Source organism: Enterococcus sp. AZ156 (genome assembly GCF_051714165.1).
GTDB classification, from domain to species: Bacteria; Bacillota; Bacilli; order Lactobacillales; family Enterococcaceae; genus Enterococcus_B; species Enterococcus_B pernyi.
Window position 1 is genome coordinate 2,275,865 of record NZ_JBIORI010000001.1, and the last position, 16,589, is coordinate 2,292,453.

Here is a 16,589-nt window from a genome sequence, read left to right on the forward strand (position 1 = left end):
CCTTTTTGCGTGTTACCACCTCATGTTCAAGTTACACTTACATGTAACTCCTCTTCGAGTACAATCATACTCTAGCAAGCTAACGGTTGCGACCGTCACCGTCTCACAATTTTGCTCGGGGTGAATTGCTCAATAGCCATTTTCCAAACATGCCGCCTTGCTTCTTCTCAGCTACCGAAGCTCTCTGTTAAAGGTTTTTGTATTTGTACTTACTATTTCAACGCAAAAAATATAAAAAAAATCCTTTTATCAGCATAAATCTACTGATAAAAGGACGACGTATCGTGGTACCACCTTTATTCGGAAGTTTCCTTCCCTCGATCCAACATCTCTTTACGAGAGATTGGTTGTCCGTTTTAACGGTCAGACATTTCCGAACTTGCCTACTTATCGACAAGTTATTCTCCAAGGCCATTTTTCAACTTTTCTTACTTGACTCTTTCCACCAACCAGAGCCTCTCTTTGAAGTTTCCAAGTTTACTTTCCTTATCAACGAATCCATATTTTGTTGTTGAGAACACTTTATCTAAGTGAAAACAAAAAGTCAAGCAAGAAATTTAAAAAAATATGCACTCAGTCGATTGATCAATAAAAAAATCGTTGGTGGCACTGGATTTCCAGCCGTTTATTTTTTTCCTTTTTGTTTTTCTAACATCTCCAACACGATCAAAAGATCGGTACCTTCTGCTAAGATCGATAAATCTGCTTTTTCTCTTTCGGTATAAGCCCGATCAAAGCTTGAATCTGGAATCAAAACAACACCCATTCCTGCTCGTGATGCGGCGGTCGCACCAACCAAAGAATCTTCCACTGCAAAGGCTTCTGACGCTGTCAATCCCGACCGCTCTAGCGCAGTTAGATAAGGAATTGGTGAAGGTTTATTTTCAGACACTTCATCCCCAAAGGTATATGTATGAAAATAAGGCTTCAAAGAAAATTGATCCAAAATATTGTTTGCTCGTTTTGTTACCGTCGTCGTTGCGAGACCAAGAATGAGTTTTTGGTCATTCAATTCTTTCAATACTTCTTTTGCATGAGGTTTTAATTGGATAGCGCCACTATGCAGTTGTTGATAAAAATATTCTTCTCGTTTTTCGCGAACCTTTTGTACCATTTCCGGTGTTCCCGCCATTTTGATCAACAAATCATAGCTTTGTTTCCAATTTTTTCCACCCCATGTATCAACGATTTCTTGAGGTATTTCGATATCAAATTGCTTGAATCCCCATAGCCAACCGTCACGATAAGTTCTTTCTGTATCAACTAATAGTCCATCTAAGTCAAATATTGCACCCTTCATATCCACTGATCCTTTCAAAAAAACAATATCTGTAGTGTATCATGTTTTTTCATTCAAACCAATGGGATCTCAAGCATTTTTGTTATGAGTAATAATTACACTCACCCTCCGTACTCAATTATTCGGATTCATTTTAGTTATTTTATTTCTACGAATCTTTAATAATTGATTCGTAAAATTAGCCCAATCGACTGCCCTTGGAGGAACTAACCAAATGATTTGGAACAAGTCTCCAAAAGAACAGATTTCTTTATCTGTCAAAAGTAGATCTGTTTCATCATCTGCCTTCGTTTGGTAGATGATATTCAAGTCAGAGATTTTCTGGATATTATTTTTGATCAACGCATTAAATTGTGGTCCAAAGGAAAAATCAATGCAAATACGGAGCGGTTTCAATTGTTGATCGATGGGTAATATATCCATCATCACTAACACATAATGAAAAAATAAAAATTCTTTTGCGAGCCAAATTTGCTTGTTCTTTTTTTGTTTTTTGATGTAATCTCTGCAAAACAAAAAATATTCTGGATACATTTCATAAAAATAAGTGACATCCAGGTTGTTATTGTCATCAATATTTTCTTCTTTGAAATATTTGATCTTCAAATGCAAGACCGTCAGCTGTCTTCTGATTTCTTTTAGCTGATTCTCTGAGAGAATAAATGCTTGTCCAAGTTCTTCAAGAAATAAGTCATTCAAGGCAAGTATTTCCTTTAGTGTCACTCCCTCAATAAGTTCCGGCTCATTGATTGCGCCTTCGACAACAAGATAAGCAAAAATCTGTTGCGCTTCGCTATATAGCTCTTTTTCCGTATCGATCTTTGCCTCTTTTTCAAGCCAAGAAAATATGCTTCGAAAGAAATCATTAGTTTCTAACATTTTTTTATTGAATGTCAATTGACTTTTTTTATTCTCGGACATTCGCCAACCTTGCTTTATTCGAATCAAGCTGACTGAAAGAAAATGTTGGAGTTTTGTTTCACTAAAACCTGTAAAAGAAGCAGCGAATTTCGGTTCAAGCAACCGAATCAATTCTTCCACTGGTTTCGTGATCTCTGTTGGATAAACCGAATAAGCCCGTCCGTATAATTTGGTGAAATAAAACGTCACCAATCCACGTACAGAGCCTTCTTCCCCACTTAGTAAGAATTTTTTTGTGACTGTAAGTTCTTTGTCTGCTAATCTCGTACGCATGTCTTTCAGCTTTTGGTAGACGAGGGGATGACTGATATATTTCTTGATTGCATAGTCATTGACAGATTCGAACGTTTCAAAAAATATTTCTTGTAACATCAAAAAACCAAAGGAATGGCGGACATACATTTCACCTAAAATTGTCGAATTCCCTCGACCACTCTCAATCAGTCGGACGTTATTTCCTTCGAAAAACAGTTGAAATTCATCCGTTAGCCCATAGTCCACAAAATCATGTGACAATTCTTCCATTGACTTATTCAGCAAAAAATAAGAGATATCCAATTCTTCCAGCACTTTTTCATGATTTTCAATTAAAAGTGGCTTTGTTTCCAAATAACGTAGCAACTCTAACTTTCGTTGCGCTGGCTTATCTAAAAATAGTTTGAACATTTTGATTTCCTCTACCTTCTGGTTTTTCTCCATAGAGTATCGTACCTGAAAATAAGTAGCTCATTGCTGCCATCTGACTATTATCTGAACTAGCAGAACCAGAACCACTCGACTGTGGCAACATCACTTGGCTATGAGAGTGATCATCAGAAAAAAATTGATCATCTAAGGTTATTTTACGTGATGTACTAGCAATCTGGCTAATAATATCGCCCTGGTTATCTAATAATTTTGTTTTGTTTGGTCGCTTTTTTTTAGGAATTGAAGAATCTTGATACGGTAATTCGGCTGGTGGTTGTTCTTCAACTTTCTGCTTTTCGTTATTTATAATTGCAGTATCTTGTGATTGTTCGGTGTGTTCAACCTTTGCTTCTTTCTCATCCGTTACAGGCCGTTGGGGAGTAACTGGTTGAATTTGGATTTCTTCTGTTGGATTCAACGGATCATAAATGATCGTTTCTGCATATATATAGTTGGAAGATTCAAAATAGACTGCCGCGAACAAAAGTGTTCCTAATATGGCGATTTTTTGTCTTTTCACTTTTCTCCCCCTTTTTTGATTAGACATTTTAAGTAAGTGAAACCATTCGTTTCCAAGCAAAAATTGTCTGACTGATCTTATTTATTTGATCAGTCAGACGTTTTTTTATCAGGGATTGATATTATTTATTTTCAGATTCGTCTTCATCTTTTTGTTTTTTTCTTTTCCAAAAAATAAATAGAAGTAAAAGAATCAATAATAATAGGATACCGAATAATAGATAGATCCAAGTATTGTCTTGTTCGATCGTCACATCTTTTTCGTTTAATTCCCTAGCAACTTCGCCTTTGATTTCAAAGTCTTTTTCAAATTCCCATTTATATTTATAGGTTTCCTCAGAGCCATTAGAAGTTTTGACTTTGTATTCTCCATCTTCAGCTTTTTCGCCGTAAGCAGTCATCTTCATCGTATACTTCCCTGCTTCCAACTTTTCACCATTTAAAGAAATGGGGTAAGCAAAGTGAGAATTTGGCGCCATTTGCATACTTTCGGCTTGGCTTTCGTACAGCACTTCAGCTGATCCTTTTTTCGTGATCGTTGTTGCTACATTCAATTGATTCAAGTAAACCGCTTGAGGGTTTTGCAAATGTACATTGATCACATTTCTCGCATTGACTTGTGCGGGTTCCACTTTCGTTGCTTTGAGATCAGGCTTGATCGCTGTCATATTTTGACGGATCAATAATGCAACTACGTAAGAGTACTCATTTTTGATGGCTAATCCTTTATCTTCGGAAGAAGAGTCCTGAGTGTCATCCGTTTTTTCTTTAAAAGTGATCCCGCCTGCCATGACACCATCAAATTTTTCTGCTGGCATCGTGACTGTGATTGGCACTGTCACTTCCGAATGTTTTGGTAACGTCACTTCTGGCTCTGCTTTCGCATAATCTTTTAAATTGTAAACCAAACTATTATCGGGTTCAATTTTATTTTCACCATACTCCACCACACCATTCAAATTAGTTGTTGCACTGTTGATCGTGGTTTCGATCGTGATGTCGTTGTCTGTGTCATTGCGTAATTGGACTTCGATTGTTTGTTGTTTGTCAGGTTCCATCAATAGATCGAAATATGTTTTTTCTTTATCGATTTGATTTTCAGGAATCACTGGGGTAACCGCAAAATTAAATTCTGATGCAAAAGTTGATTGGACTGGAACCATACTTAGCATGGCAACAATGAGGCTGACAATAAGGATAAATCTTTTTTTCATAATATTTTTAACTCCCTGATAAATTAGATGTTGGCGAGGCTATGACAGAAGCGTTCTATCCCTTCAAAGGTAACTAATATCACTGCGTTGCACCAATTTTTTTGAGGTCAAGACAAAAAGTTCTTTCATTTTTGCCTTGACCAGATTGTATTCGATTAGTTTCCTGGCGCATCTGTTAACGTCCAAGTGAACGTTGTTTGATAAGCTTTTGCGTATTTTGCCGTTGAACCTGGTACTTCTAGTGCAATACTATTTTTCGCGGTATCCACTGAATTTCCCCAATCCATCAAATACGTTCCAGCACCTTCACCATTTTTCGCACTCATCACTAATGATTCACTACCACTTGGATCTAAGCTGAAAGTTGCAACGCCTGTTGGTTTTGCTGATTGTGAACCAGTCACGACATTACCATTTGATAATGTGATTTTTGCACCTGTCAATTCTTGGTCTTCCGCTGTTTTGAATTGTGCATTTTGTTTTACTTTCAATGTCCAACCTGTTTCAGTTCCGCGGTTGTCAGATACTTGAACAAAGTTTGGTCCTTCTTTTTCAACATCACTTGCATCTTTATATTTTTGTGCTGCAGCATAGTATGTTTGCGTTTTAGACGTGATTTTTTGTTCACCGAAGACTAGACTTGAAGCAAAGTCGATCGACAATGGTCCATTTGTACCTGGATTTGGCTTACCATCAGGATTTGTTGGATCAACTGGCGTCACTGGTTGTTCTGGATCAAGTGGATCAACTGGATCAGTCGTCTCTGTATTTGGCACATAATTGATGACACCATTTGAAGTATACTCTCCACCATCAGCTGCTGCTACGCTAACTGTGCTAAATACTCCGCCTAATAACATTGTTGATAATAAGATCATTTGTGATTTTTTCATTTTTATTTTCTCCATTCTTAATTTCCTGGTGTATCAGATAGATTCCAAGTTAATGTTGTTGAGTACGTGACTGCATCTTTCGGCGTTTTACCCGGGATGGTCAATGAAACACTTTTTGTAACCATTGAGGATACGTCTTTATTTTTTTGGTCTTTCATTGTGATTGTCTCCACTTTATCCCCCCACGCTTCGATCCACGTGCCAGAACCTGCATCTTGTCCTGCACTTAGAACAATCGATTCTGCACCGTTTGGATCTAAGGCGATTTCAGTGGTCGCAGTCGGTGCAGCCACACCCTCTGCATTTGATTTGACTACCGGATCTTGCAATTCGATTACCGCGCCAGTCAACGTGTTGTTTAATGTGTCATCGTTCTTAAATTGACCGTTTTGACATACTTTCAATGTCCAACCAGCATTATTTCCTCGGTGATCAGACACTTGGACATAATCTGGTGTGACTAGATCCGAAAATGTGCCATCGTCATTTACATAAGTCTGTGCTTTGGCATAATAGGTTTCTGTTTTATTCGATATCTTATTCATGCCGAAATCAAAACTTGAAGCAAAGTCGATCGATAGTGGCCCTTTTGTACCTGGTTCTGGGTCGGTTCCATCTGGATTAGTTGGATGAACCGGTTTGTCTGGATCAGGGTCGATTGGATTGACTGGATCGGTTGGTTCCGTATCAGGTATAAAATTGACCGTACCGTTACTTGTATACTTTGCTTGATCGACTGCTTGGACGGTAACCGTAACTCCTGTCAAAAGACTAATGATCATTAAACCACTTACTGTTTTTTTCATACGATCCCCCAAAGTGATTCATTTTCTGCCTTTTTCTTTTATGGTGCTGGAGTAGATTTAAGGCTCCATGTCAATGTGGTGCTATACTCTTTCGCTAATTTGACCGTTTTACCTGGTACGTTAAGTTTTACAGCAGTTGCGCCTTGTGTGGCATCCGTACCAAATTTGTAGATCCAAGTTCCCATGCCTTTACCCGCGTCAGCAGTCATCAAGACTGATTCGCTTCCAGGAGTCAATGTGTTTTGTGTTACTAGATCTGGTTTGTATTGATCATCCATGATCGATGCACTTGCACCGTTACTTAAGGATAGTACTGCACCAGATAACTCTTCATCAGCATCAGTTTTGAATTGACTGTCTTGCTTGACAGATAAGCTCCATCCTTCTTGTGTTCCACGTTTGTCTGTTACTTGGACGTAGTTTGGTCCGTCTGTTCCATCTTTGAATGTTTGGATCTGTGCATAGTAGTCTTTTGTGACAGTAGTGATTTTTTGTTTCCCAAACTGGAAGCTTGAAGCAAAATCAATTGATAATGGTCCGTTCGTCCCTGGATTTGGTCCATTTGGATCAGTTGGATCTACTGGTTCTACCGGACTTGTTGGATCAGTTGGATCAACCGGGTTTGTTGGATCGGTATCTGCTTCAAATGCGATCACTCCATTTGTCTCATAGCTTGCAGTTTCATCCGCAGCAAATACTGTGCTTGTTCCTACTAGTGTACTAAATAAAATAATTCCAGCTGTTAACAACGTTGTCTTTTTCATTTTTCTCTTCTTCTCCTTTTTATAACAATAATTATCAATACGATCAAAAGAAGGAAACTTCCAATAATCGTAAATTGTTTACTTCTGTATTCTCCAGTTTTTGGTAACTGTTTGCTATCCCCTTGTATCGCCTCTTGCTGTTCCACAGTTGCTCCATTTTTTTCAGAGGACGTTTGATCCTCTTGAGTAGAGCTGGGGGAAGTTGGCTCACCCACCCCTTCTTCGGAACTGCTACTTCCTGCTTCAGGATATTCATAGGTGCCATAAAATCCTGTAACACCCTCACTTTTGAACGATTGCTCTTCATCGGCTAGACCAATTGGCGTTTGAGTAAAAAGAAGTCCTAACAACACAAGGATCTTCCACCTTTTTTTCTTCATCTTTCCCACCTATTCTCTATCGTCGTGTTTTCTATGGGTTACCAGGTGCTGCAACCAATGACCATGATAATGTTCCTTGATAACTTCCGACTTTTTGTTTTTCCGGACGAACAGTTAACTTGATTCCTTTGTTGTTCGTTTGTCCCCACTCTTGATTGACAAGATATTCACCATTTGTCGTCAGTGTCTTCTCTTCCACGATCACTGCATTGGGGCCGAGTACGGTATTCTTTGTACCGTCTGTAAATGAAAGTGTATTAGAAAGTTGGGTTGTCCCCGAAGTCAAAGGTTGTTTTTCAGTGACTGTCAATTGCCAACTATCCCGTTCAGAACCTCTTGTATCTTTCACGATCAAATCACCTTCGATCAATGGCCAATACGTTTGAGTCGTTGTCTTAACTTTTTGTGTCTCGAAATTCATCGTATTTGGTACTTCTTTAAGCTCTAATGTCCCTGTAATTGCTACATTGATTGTTTTTTCAGTTGTTATTCCATTTAGTTGATAGCTATACGTCGTTGAAACATTTTTTAAAACTTCCGCTTCTGTCGCATTCTTGATTGCTGAAAACGTTGCGTCTGTCAACGTTGGTACTTGATTCGCACTGCCATCGGCTAAGATCACTTGTGCCAGTGTTCGTTGATTCAACTCTTGTTGAGACGTCAACCCATTGGCATCAGATAAACTCATCCGAACATCTTTTGCATAGACTGCAAAACTGCGATCCGTCGAAATCGTTGCTTCATTTTTTACAACAATCAAGTTTGCTTGTTGTTCCTTTTCATTCCCTGTCGTACCGACTTTGTAATCAATGACATATTTTCTGGAAACTTCATCTGCAGTTAGTGGTTGCTTGATCTCGTCCATCACATCAGCGGTGATCGAATCCGTAAAGAATGGACGTCCCTTCGCCTCCATCAATGTTAAAATCGATTGTTTATCGACTAAATCTTGTGCTTCTTTTTCAGAAATGATCACATTTTTAGCAGAAAGCTCAGCTGCATTCGAATACTTCACTTTGACTTCATAACTGTATTCGCTATCTGGCGATTGCCAATCGATCGTTGAAGAATCCTTTTGTTCAGCAATCGTTGTCGGGGTATCTCCTTTTTTTGAACTGATGATTTCTGCTTGGTACAACCATGAACCAGTTGTTTGTGTTTCTGGTTCAAAGCTTAATTTTGGTGTAATACCTTTTCCTGATGGAATCACCAAGCGTCCTTTTTGAACTTTTGTACCTGCAGTTTCTGTTCCCCATGCATTCAGGACTAATGGCGCATTTCCTTCTTTCACTTCACTGACGTCATGAAAAATACTTCCTTTGCCTTGAGCGATCCCAGGATTTTCTACTTCATAATCGATAACTGAACCAGATATGGCGATACCATAACCACTACCGGATTTTGAGACATCGTTATCTCCGATGAAGCTTTTCCCAGTTGCTTTTTCAGTTCCTCTGAAATTCAAAGGTGTTAGCTTTGTTGCATTGGCAATCGTTGGATTGATTGTCAAAACTTGATAGGCTTGATTTGCACCGAACCATGTACCGGTACTATCTACTTGCGTTGCTGAATCTCCAGTAGTTGACTTGATCCAGACTAATTCATCTTTTGCAGGATCAGGAAACTCGACATCTGAAATATTGACTTTTCCTGTTCCAGGAATCGTTTCTAAAGTGGCTTCATCCTCTATAGTTAACTTAGCTGCTGAAATTAAGTTACTAGAAGTTGAAACGCCGATCCCAGCATTTTTTGACAGATGGATGTCCCCAAATGAATGATAGGTTATTGCATGATTGGCAGCAGTCGCAGATAAACCATTTTTGATATTTCCGCCATTTGCCATTAATTTCAATCCGTTTGTTACATTTAATTCGGTGAAATTGACGATGCCTAGTCCAGTAAGATTGATTGGATCAGTTTGATAGTTGTTTGTACCATCGACAGTCTCACCAAAATTGAACACGACTTTGTTTGTACTAGCACTAGCGATCGTATTCGTAAAGTTATCACTCGCTGAACCACCGGATAAACCGTTGATGCTGACCGCTCCTTGAACATTAGCAGTAACATTACGCAAAATTTTCCCACTGCTGATATTGGAATACTGTGTAGCATACAGATTACCAATACTAGAACCCTCCGCTTGGATATTCATCTGGATCGAGCCATTTTTGGTGTACGCAGCATTACTACCACCATCCCCATAAATGCTCGCACCATTTAATGAATCCACACCTGGTTTGGTAAAGATATTCAACGTAATCGTATTGTCTGCAGATGTCCCCAAATTCGTGTTTTGTCCATATGGTCGTCCACCTGTGATATACGTATTACCTGGCAACTTGAATTCACCGTCATAGTTTCGTAAATCGATGAGTAAACTAGCATTTCCAAGTAGTGACCCATAGTTTGTGATACCACCAGAAAAGCCATTAGAACCAGTTCGTGGAGTACCAGAGAAGTTCCCACCATAGATGCGATTATCTGAATTTCCAGTGACAGTATGTCCACCACTTGCGCCATAGGATGCACCCATAGAAGCATTAATGACGCCTTCATAAACGGTCACTCCTACGTTTCCGACAATTTTTTTGTCATCCCATCCGCCACCAGATAGGAACCAGTCTACTTGACCATCATTGACGATGGTTTGTCCGTTACCATACACACGTGTACCTGCATAGCCTGTACCTTCTAACGTATCAGCGATTCCACCATTTAATATGTTTGAGCTATTTCCTTCAATAACCCCTGAATAAGAACCACCATAAGTCCATCGCGCTACAGTATTATTTAATACTGTTTGTGTATCTCCTTTAATATAGATGTCCCATGTATCATTTGAAGCAGGATAACCACCTCCACCTACAACGTCCCAATCAGAAGCTTCCCCACGATTTTTCTTCGTGGTCGAATAGGCTAAATCGGTTGGCATTGATCCGGAATAGGCAAAGCCAGCTCCGCCGATTGAACCATCTGCATTAGCCGTTCCAACTTCAATCGTTGTGTTACCTTCGATGTAGCCACCGCGACCTGCTGCTGTTGTCCAAATTGCACCATTATTGAATGAACCACTGACTAATTTTGAGGTGATGTTACCGAAGACTTTGAACTCTGCTGCAGCTTTGGCTAAATCCGCTCTTTGTTGTGGTGTATACGCATCATAGGTTGTTTCATTTGATGCCCCAATCCCACTTTTATTGAATTTAACCACGTTATTGCCGGCGCCCCCATTGAAGTCATTGATTCCACCGGCAGATGGGGTTCCTGCTTTGACCGTATTCGTGATATTCCCAGTGACCGTACCGGTATAACGATTGCCGCCTTCAAATTCTGCCCGTCCAGCACTGTATAAACTACTATCCAAATTTGTTTCGATTCCGTCAGTTGAACGATTGGTTCCGATATTTCCTCGAGAGGACCCACCGATGAATCGTTCCCCTGCGCCGTACCAACGACCATAACCTGAAATGTTATTGGTTACTTTTCCACCAATATTCCCGTAGATGACACCACCATAAAAGGTACTTAATTGAAACCCTGTTGCACTATTTGTAATCCCGATAGTTGTAGATACAGTGCCCGTAACATTTGCTGTATTGGTCGCACTGGTTCCATTTCCACCACCGTACAAATTCGTGATTCGTCCACCCGCATTATTGATAATCGTAGAGACGTTTCCATCAACGGTACCAATATTAGCTCCTCCTGCTAATGTATTGATTCCCCCATTATTCGTATTGTTGATAACGATACTCGTATTCCCTTTCAGCGTGCCGCCATTTTGATTACCACCAAAGATATTCCATGTATAAGAACCTGTCGTATTGATGGTGATTACCGGATTCCCTACGACATCTCCTGAATTGGTTCCACCATAGATTGAAATACCATTACCGTTTGCTCCCCCATTCAAATTCAAGCTGTGTCCATTCATATAGAAGTAAGAGCCGGTATAGCTAATATTTCGTAAAGTAATCGTTGAACCAAAGTAAGCATTCGCAGTAAAAGCAAGTGTTTTTGCACCAGATGGTACCGTTAAATCTTGTGTGATTGGATCATCTGAATGGCCAGTGATCACTAGTTTATTTACTTTATCTTTTAATGAGGCAAACGTAGCATTAGTTGCATCGACCGTACTTGGAATATTGTTAGCGACTGTTGCAGCTGTTAATGTGACGTTTGATCCAATATACATAACGTAATCTTGCATATTGCCCGCATGATACAAATCATTTAATGCCGCTTTTACTCCGGCATCTGATGCAGCATATGTCTGGTAAGCTTGCGTGCTATCTGTGGGATTTGGTACAACAAGTACTTTCGTCTTATCCGCGGTAGCAATCGTATCTTTGATCGAAGCATCTGTACTTCTCAAAGAGCGGAACGCCTGTTGTTTAAATACTGCTTTTAATTGTAGATCCTTCGTCACTGTTAATTGGCTGATTTCTTCATTCGTATAGAGTTTGCCTTCAACTTCCCAACCGTTCAATGGTTGATCATCCGCAAAACTCGGAATATCATTACTTGCTAATTTTTCGTTTTCCTTCACTGTCAGTTCTTTAACTTCCGCTCCTGATTCGAATAAATGAGTGCTATCTGTCATAAAAGTTAAAGTAAAGTGTTTTTCTTCAGTCGTCGATTCTTGTGTCTGCGCCTCTGACTGTTTCACCTCCTCTTTTACTGATTCTGTTGTCTGTGTGACTGTCTCTTCACTTTGCATGGTTTGATCAATCGACTCTTCTGTTTGAGTTGTGGGTGATAGAGTGACTGAGTCATTTTCAGCATCCACTGCCTGCACGACGGTTGACAATGGAGAAGTTATTCCTGAAAAAAGAAGCATTGCGGCAACACACATAACAATATTTTTTTTCATCTTATCTTCCCTTCTGCTTCATACAACAAAATTAACTTATTGATAATTATTATTGCTTGCTTGATTCTTTTTGTATTGTATAATGTTAAATCCAGTTATTTTTAAAAAAAATTTCTTTATTACTGAAAAACGATTAATTTTTTTCAGAGCATTTTATTTGACTTTAAAAAATAACAAGCGATTTCAAAAAAACAATTGAAAGTAAAAAAGCTGTTATATCAACGTTAATCATGTGTCGCTAATTCGCTTTATCACCCATTTTCTGCTTATTTAATTTTCTACCATGAAAAACGAATGAAATTTTCATGAATTATATTATAGTAAAGAACCAGTCATTTTTTTAAACGGCTATTTTTCCGAGTGCGTTTTGTTGTTTTTTTATTTCGAGTTTTGCATTATAATCTTATTTTTTTGTTTATACTCATCGAATGACCATGCGTAATCCCTTCAAAAATGAATACATTCTATTCCCAAACACCATTTTTCATAAATAAGCCATCATTCATAAAAATTTGTAAAATACAATTTTTCATGAATGATGGCTTATTTGTTTGAACACTTATGTTCCGACCTTAAAGGATCAATTTTAGACTCCACTATTTTCGACTCAAACCTCTGTAACAAAAATTTTATCTACCTGTCTCAACATTATTAGCTACCGATCTAAACAAACAGCTATTTTTATAAACGATAGCGCAACTATTCGTGACCGTGACCGTAACCCTAACTACACTCACTTATCATTAGTTATTCGCTTAAATCTACTTAGAGTAACTACGACAATATATCATTCCCGCTTCTATTGAAGCCACGATTCCCAGCATACTCTTATGATCGTATTTCCCAAGAGTATTTCCCCGTCGGATTGCTTCAATTGATCCATTCTTCGCCCCCTTATCCCGTTGCGAGTCAAGAAGTGAGACAAATGATCCATTTGATTCAATGTTTGATCGAACTGCTATATCAGTGGTTTATCGTTATCTAGTTTTTCTAAAAATCAAGCATTTTGAGTCTTACTTGAATCATAGATTTTCTTTATCCAACATAACAATAGCTGGCAACGGGTAATAATAGATTGCTTTTAAACAATCGCTCGAACACATTGTATAACGATTGTTTCCGTTATATTTAAATATAATTTATTCTTTTTTGAAAAATTATTTAAATATAACTTACGCGAGTACTTGACTTTTTTAGTAGCGCAGAAAAAAAATAGATTAGGTATTTAAAATACCTAATCTATCAGCGTTTTACTATTGATGGAACGATGCAACGATTCACTAAAATTTTATAGAATAAGCGAACCAATTAAATGAAGTTTATTTTTTTATTGAAATCTTACCTGAAGGATGCTCAAATTCCTCGTACGAAAGTGCAGAAAAGATTTTCTTTTACAATAGTTCTCCAAATTTATTGATATAGATTTTTTTCATGAATGTAACTAATCCTAAATAAGCGATAACAGTCACGATCAACCAAATCCAATAGTTAGCTGGTAATGGTAACAATCCTAGTCCTTCACCAAAATTAGTAAAAGGAAGAACAGAACCTACTAGAATACCTAATGTTGTAATTGAAAACATAATAAAAGTGGCATTACTTTGCAAGAAAGGCACTTTAGGTGTCCGTAACGCATGTAACACTAAGGTTTGCGTCCATAAAGATTCAACAAACCAACCAGCATGGAACAATGCGATAAATAGAACTTGTTGTGAGCCAGTCAATGTATGGTAACTTCCACCAACCACTGCTGGACAAATCACAAAGTACATCAATAGATAGGTCGTGATGTCAAAAACGGAACTCGTTGGTCCGAAGTACACCATAAATTTGCCAATACTTGATGCTTCCCATTTTTTTGGTTCATGCAAATATTCTTTATCCATTCTATCCCATGGCAAAGAGATACAAGATACATCATAAATCAAATTTAAGAATAAAATTTGTAACGGTAGCATAGGTAAAAATGGAAGGAATGTACTAGCTACTAAGACAGAAAACATGTTGCCAAAGTTTGAACTAGCTGTCGCTTTGATGTATTTCATAATATTGCCGAAAGTCTCTCTACCTGACAATAATCCTTTTTCTAAAATCATCAAATCTTTTTCTAACAAGATAACATCCGCTGATTCTTTTGCAATATCTACTGCTGTATCTACTGAAATACCGATATCTGCGACTTTCATTGCTGGTGCGTCGTTGATACCATCGCCTAAAAAACCTACTGTGTGACCATTGTTACGTAAGGCAGTGGTTAATCGTGCTTTTTGTTGCGGATTCAATTTGACAAAGACATCATGTGCCTCAGCAACTTTTCCTAATTCCTTATCAGACATCTCAGCGATTTTCTCGCCAGTGATCAATTCATTGATTTGTAAGCCTACTTGTCGACAAACAGAACGTGTGACCAACTCGTTGTCACCAGTCAATACTTTTACAGCAACACCATGATCTTTCAAAGCTTTCAATGCTTGTTTGGTTGTTTCTTTTGGTGGATCAAGGAAAGCAAGATAGCCAATCAAGACCATTTCTGACTCATCTTTCACTGAAAATTCTCCAACGACACTTGGATTCGTTTTTTGCGCGACACCGATCACACGCAACCCATCTTCATTCAAGTCCTTCACTTTCGCCAAAACTGTTTCTCTTTGTTCAGCAGTCAATGGTTTGACTTCACCACCAAGGTCGATGTATGAAGAGATACTTAACATTTCTTCGATTGCACCCTTTGTGATCATTTGCGTTTTTCCAGCTGGGTCAGCCACCACGACACTCATTCTTCTACGTTCAAAATCAAAGGGGATTTCATCTACTTTTTGATAACGAATCTTCTCTGTATCTAACGTCTCAACTGCTTCATCGATAATGGCAACATCTAAAAGATTCTTTAATCCAGTTTGGTAGTAACTATTCAAGTAGGCGTGGCGCAGTACTCGGTCATTTTCATTTCCTTCACAATCCATGTGGTATTCTAAAATAATTTTATCTTGAGTCAATGTACCTGTTTTATCTGTACAAAGGACATCGATCGCACCAAAATTTTGAATGGCATTTAGATTTTTGATGACTGTTCCTTTTTTTGCCATAGCACTGGCACCTTTGACCAGATTTGTCGTAACGATCATCGGTAGCATTTCTGGTGTTAACCCAACAGCGACTGATAAACCAAACAAGAATGCTTCTAACCAGTCTCCTTTTGTAAATCCATTGATCACGATCACAGTTGGTGCCATCAATGCCATGAATTTGATCAACAACATGGATGTTTTTTGGATGCCTAATTCAAAGCTTGTTTTTATCGGTTTTTGTGATAAGTTTTGTGCCACATGTCCAAACATCGTGTCGTTCCCAACAGAGATGATGATACCTTCTGCACTACCACTGATCACATTGCTTCCCATGAATGCAATATTTTCATAACTCGTTTCGCTTTGTGTTCTTCCAGAGCACACAGTCGCATGTTTCTCAACGGGATAGCTTTCACCCGTTAATGCCGCTTGTGAGATAAATAAATCTTTAGCAGAAAGCAACCGCATGTCTGCTGGGATCATATCTCCCGCTGACAAACGAACTTGATCGCCACAAACAATTTCCTCCATAGGAATTTCTTTGTATTCACCATCTCGTTTTACGGCAGCTGTTACTTTCACCAATGATTTCAACTTTTCAGCAGCTTGGTTCGAACGTACGGATTGGATCAAGGTCATCGTGCCACTGACTAACACCATGGCAAAAATTATGATTACACCAAACAAATCTTTATCTGCTGGAGCAGCTAATAGATACTCGGTGATAAAAGAAATAATTCCTAAAGCAATCAATACTAATGTGAAAGGGGTGATAAACGCCTTGATCACTTCTACAATAAACGGCGTTTTCTTTCCATATGAAATACTATTATTTCCATAAGTTTCTCTTAAATTTTCTACTTGTTCTGAAGACAAGCCTTTTTGTGTTGTTTGAAATAAGTCAAATAACTGTTGCTTATTTTTACTAGCAAAACCAGCGTAGACTTTTTTTGTTTCTTTCTTTTTTTCCATCTCGTGTTCCTCCTTTGATCTTATCAAGCACACACTGATATCTGTTGTGCGCTTGATCGTTTATCTAATCAACGGAGACAGAGTGTTCTAAAGGCGCTGAGAACAGATAGATAATAGTCTCAACATACCAACGCTTTGTCTCCTTGTACACCGGACTTTCATCCATTTGTTCTCATCTCCTTTCGTTTA

At 38.4% G+C, this 16,589-nt stretch carries 10 protein-coding genes and 2 other annotated features (1 of these 12 cut by a window edge); all 10 genes read right to left on the minus strand.

Features of this window, described 5'->3' with window-relative positions:
- Nucleotides 1-230: a binding site (T-box leader), on the minus strand; it reaches 10 nt to the left of the window's first position.
- Nucleotides 231-267: 37 nt separating this feature from the next.
- Nucleotides 268-502 (minus strand) — a binding site (T-box leader).
- A 123-nt stretch (nucleotides 503-625) separates the two neighbouring features.
- Nucleotides 626-1,300 carry an HAD family hydrolase gene (locus IGJ95_RS10830; RefSeq protein ID WP_010734725.1) on the minus strand — a complete coding sequence of 225 codons (675 nt, stop codon included), beginning with the start codon at nucleotides 1,298-1,300 and terminating at the stop codon, nucleotides 626-628.
- A gap of 114 nt (nucleotides 1,301-1,414) precedes the next feature.
- Nucleotides 1,415-2,887, minus strand: coding sequence for a helix-turn-helix domain-containing protein (locus IGJ95_RS10835; protein WP_438761857.1), 1,473 nt, complete (start codon nucleotides 2,885-2,887; stop codon nucleotides 1,415-1,417).
- Complete coding sequence (locus IGJ95_RS10840) at nucleotides 2,865-3,428, minus strand: hypothetical protein (RefSeq protein ID WP_023520131.1); 564 nt, start codon at nucleotides 3,426-3,428, stop codon at nucleotides 2,865-2,867. The genes IGJ95_RS10835 and IGJ95_RS10840 overlap by 23 nt, the downstream gene beginning before the upstream one ends.
- 121 nt (nucleotides 3,429-3,549) lie before the next feature.
- Nucleotides 3,550-4,641: a DUF916 and DUF3324 domain-containing protein gene (locus tag IGJ95_RS10845; RefSeq protein ID WP_023520132.1), complete on the minus strand. Its 1,092-nt coding sequence runs from the start codon at nucleotides 4,639-4,641 to the stop codon at nucleotides 3,550-3,552.
- A 155-nt stretch (nucleotides 4,642-4,796) separates the two neighbouring features.
- Nucleotides 4,797-5,534, minus strand: a complete 738-nt coding sequence (locus IGJ95_RS10850) for a WxL domain-containing protein (RefSeq protein WP_438761859.1) — start codon at nucleotides 5,532-5,534, stop codon at nucleotides 4,797-4,799.
- Between the two features lie 17 nt (nucleotides 5,535-5,551).
- Nucleotides 5,552-6,340 (minus strand): WxL domain-containing protein, encoded by a 789-nt coding sequence (locus IGJ95_RS10855; RefSeq protein WP_019724078.1) that lies wholly within the window; start codon nucleotides 6,338-6,340, stop codon nucleotides 5,552-5,554.
- 38 nt (nucleotides 6,341-6,378) lie between these two features.
- On the minus strand, nucleotides 6,379-7,104 hold the full coding sequence (locus tag IGJ95_RS10860) for a WxL domain-containing protein (protein ID WP_023520133.1): 726 nt from the start codon (nucleotides 7,102-7,104) through the stop codon (nucleotides 6,379-6,381).
- Complete coding sequence (locus IGJ95_RS10865; protein WP_010734718.1) at nucleotides 7,101-7,484, minus strand: LPXTG cell wall anchor domain-containing protein; 384 nt, start codon at nucleotides 7,482-7,484, stop codon at nucleotides 7,101-7,103. Before IGJ95_RS10865 ends, IGJ95_RS10860 begins: the two co-directional genes overlap by 4 nt.
- 31 nt (nucleotides 7,485-7,515) lie before the next feature.
- Nucleotides 7,516-12,360, minus strand: a complete 4,845-nt coding sequence (locus tag IGJ95_RS10870; RefSeq protein ID WP_153830177.1) for a beta strand repeat-containing protein — start codon at nucleotides 12,358-12,360, stop codon at nucleotides 7,516-7,518.
- A gap of 1,391 nt (nucleotides 12,361-13,751) precedes the next feature.
- Complete coding sequence (mgtA, locus tag IGJ95_RS10875) at nucleotides 13,752-16,400, minus strand: magnesium-translocating P-type ATPase (RefSeq protein WP_023520136.1); 2,649 nt, start codon at nucleotides 16,398-16,400, stop codon at nucleotides 13,752-13,754.
- Nucleotides 16,401-16,589 lie beyond the last annotated feature (189 nt).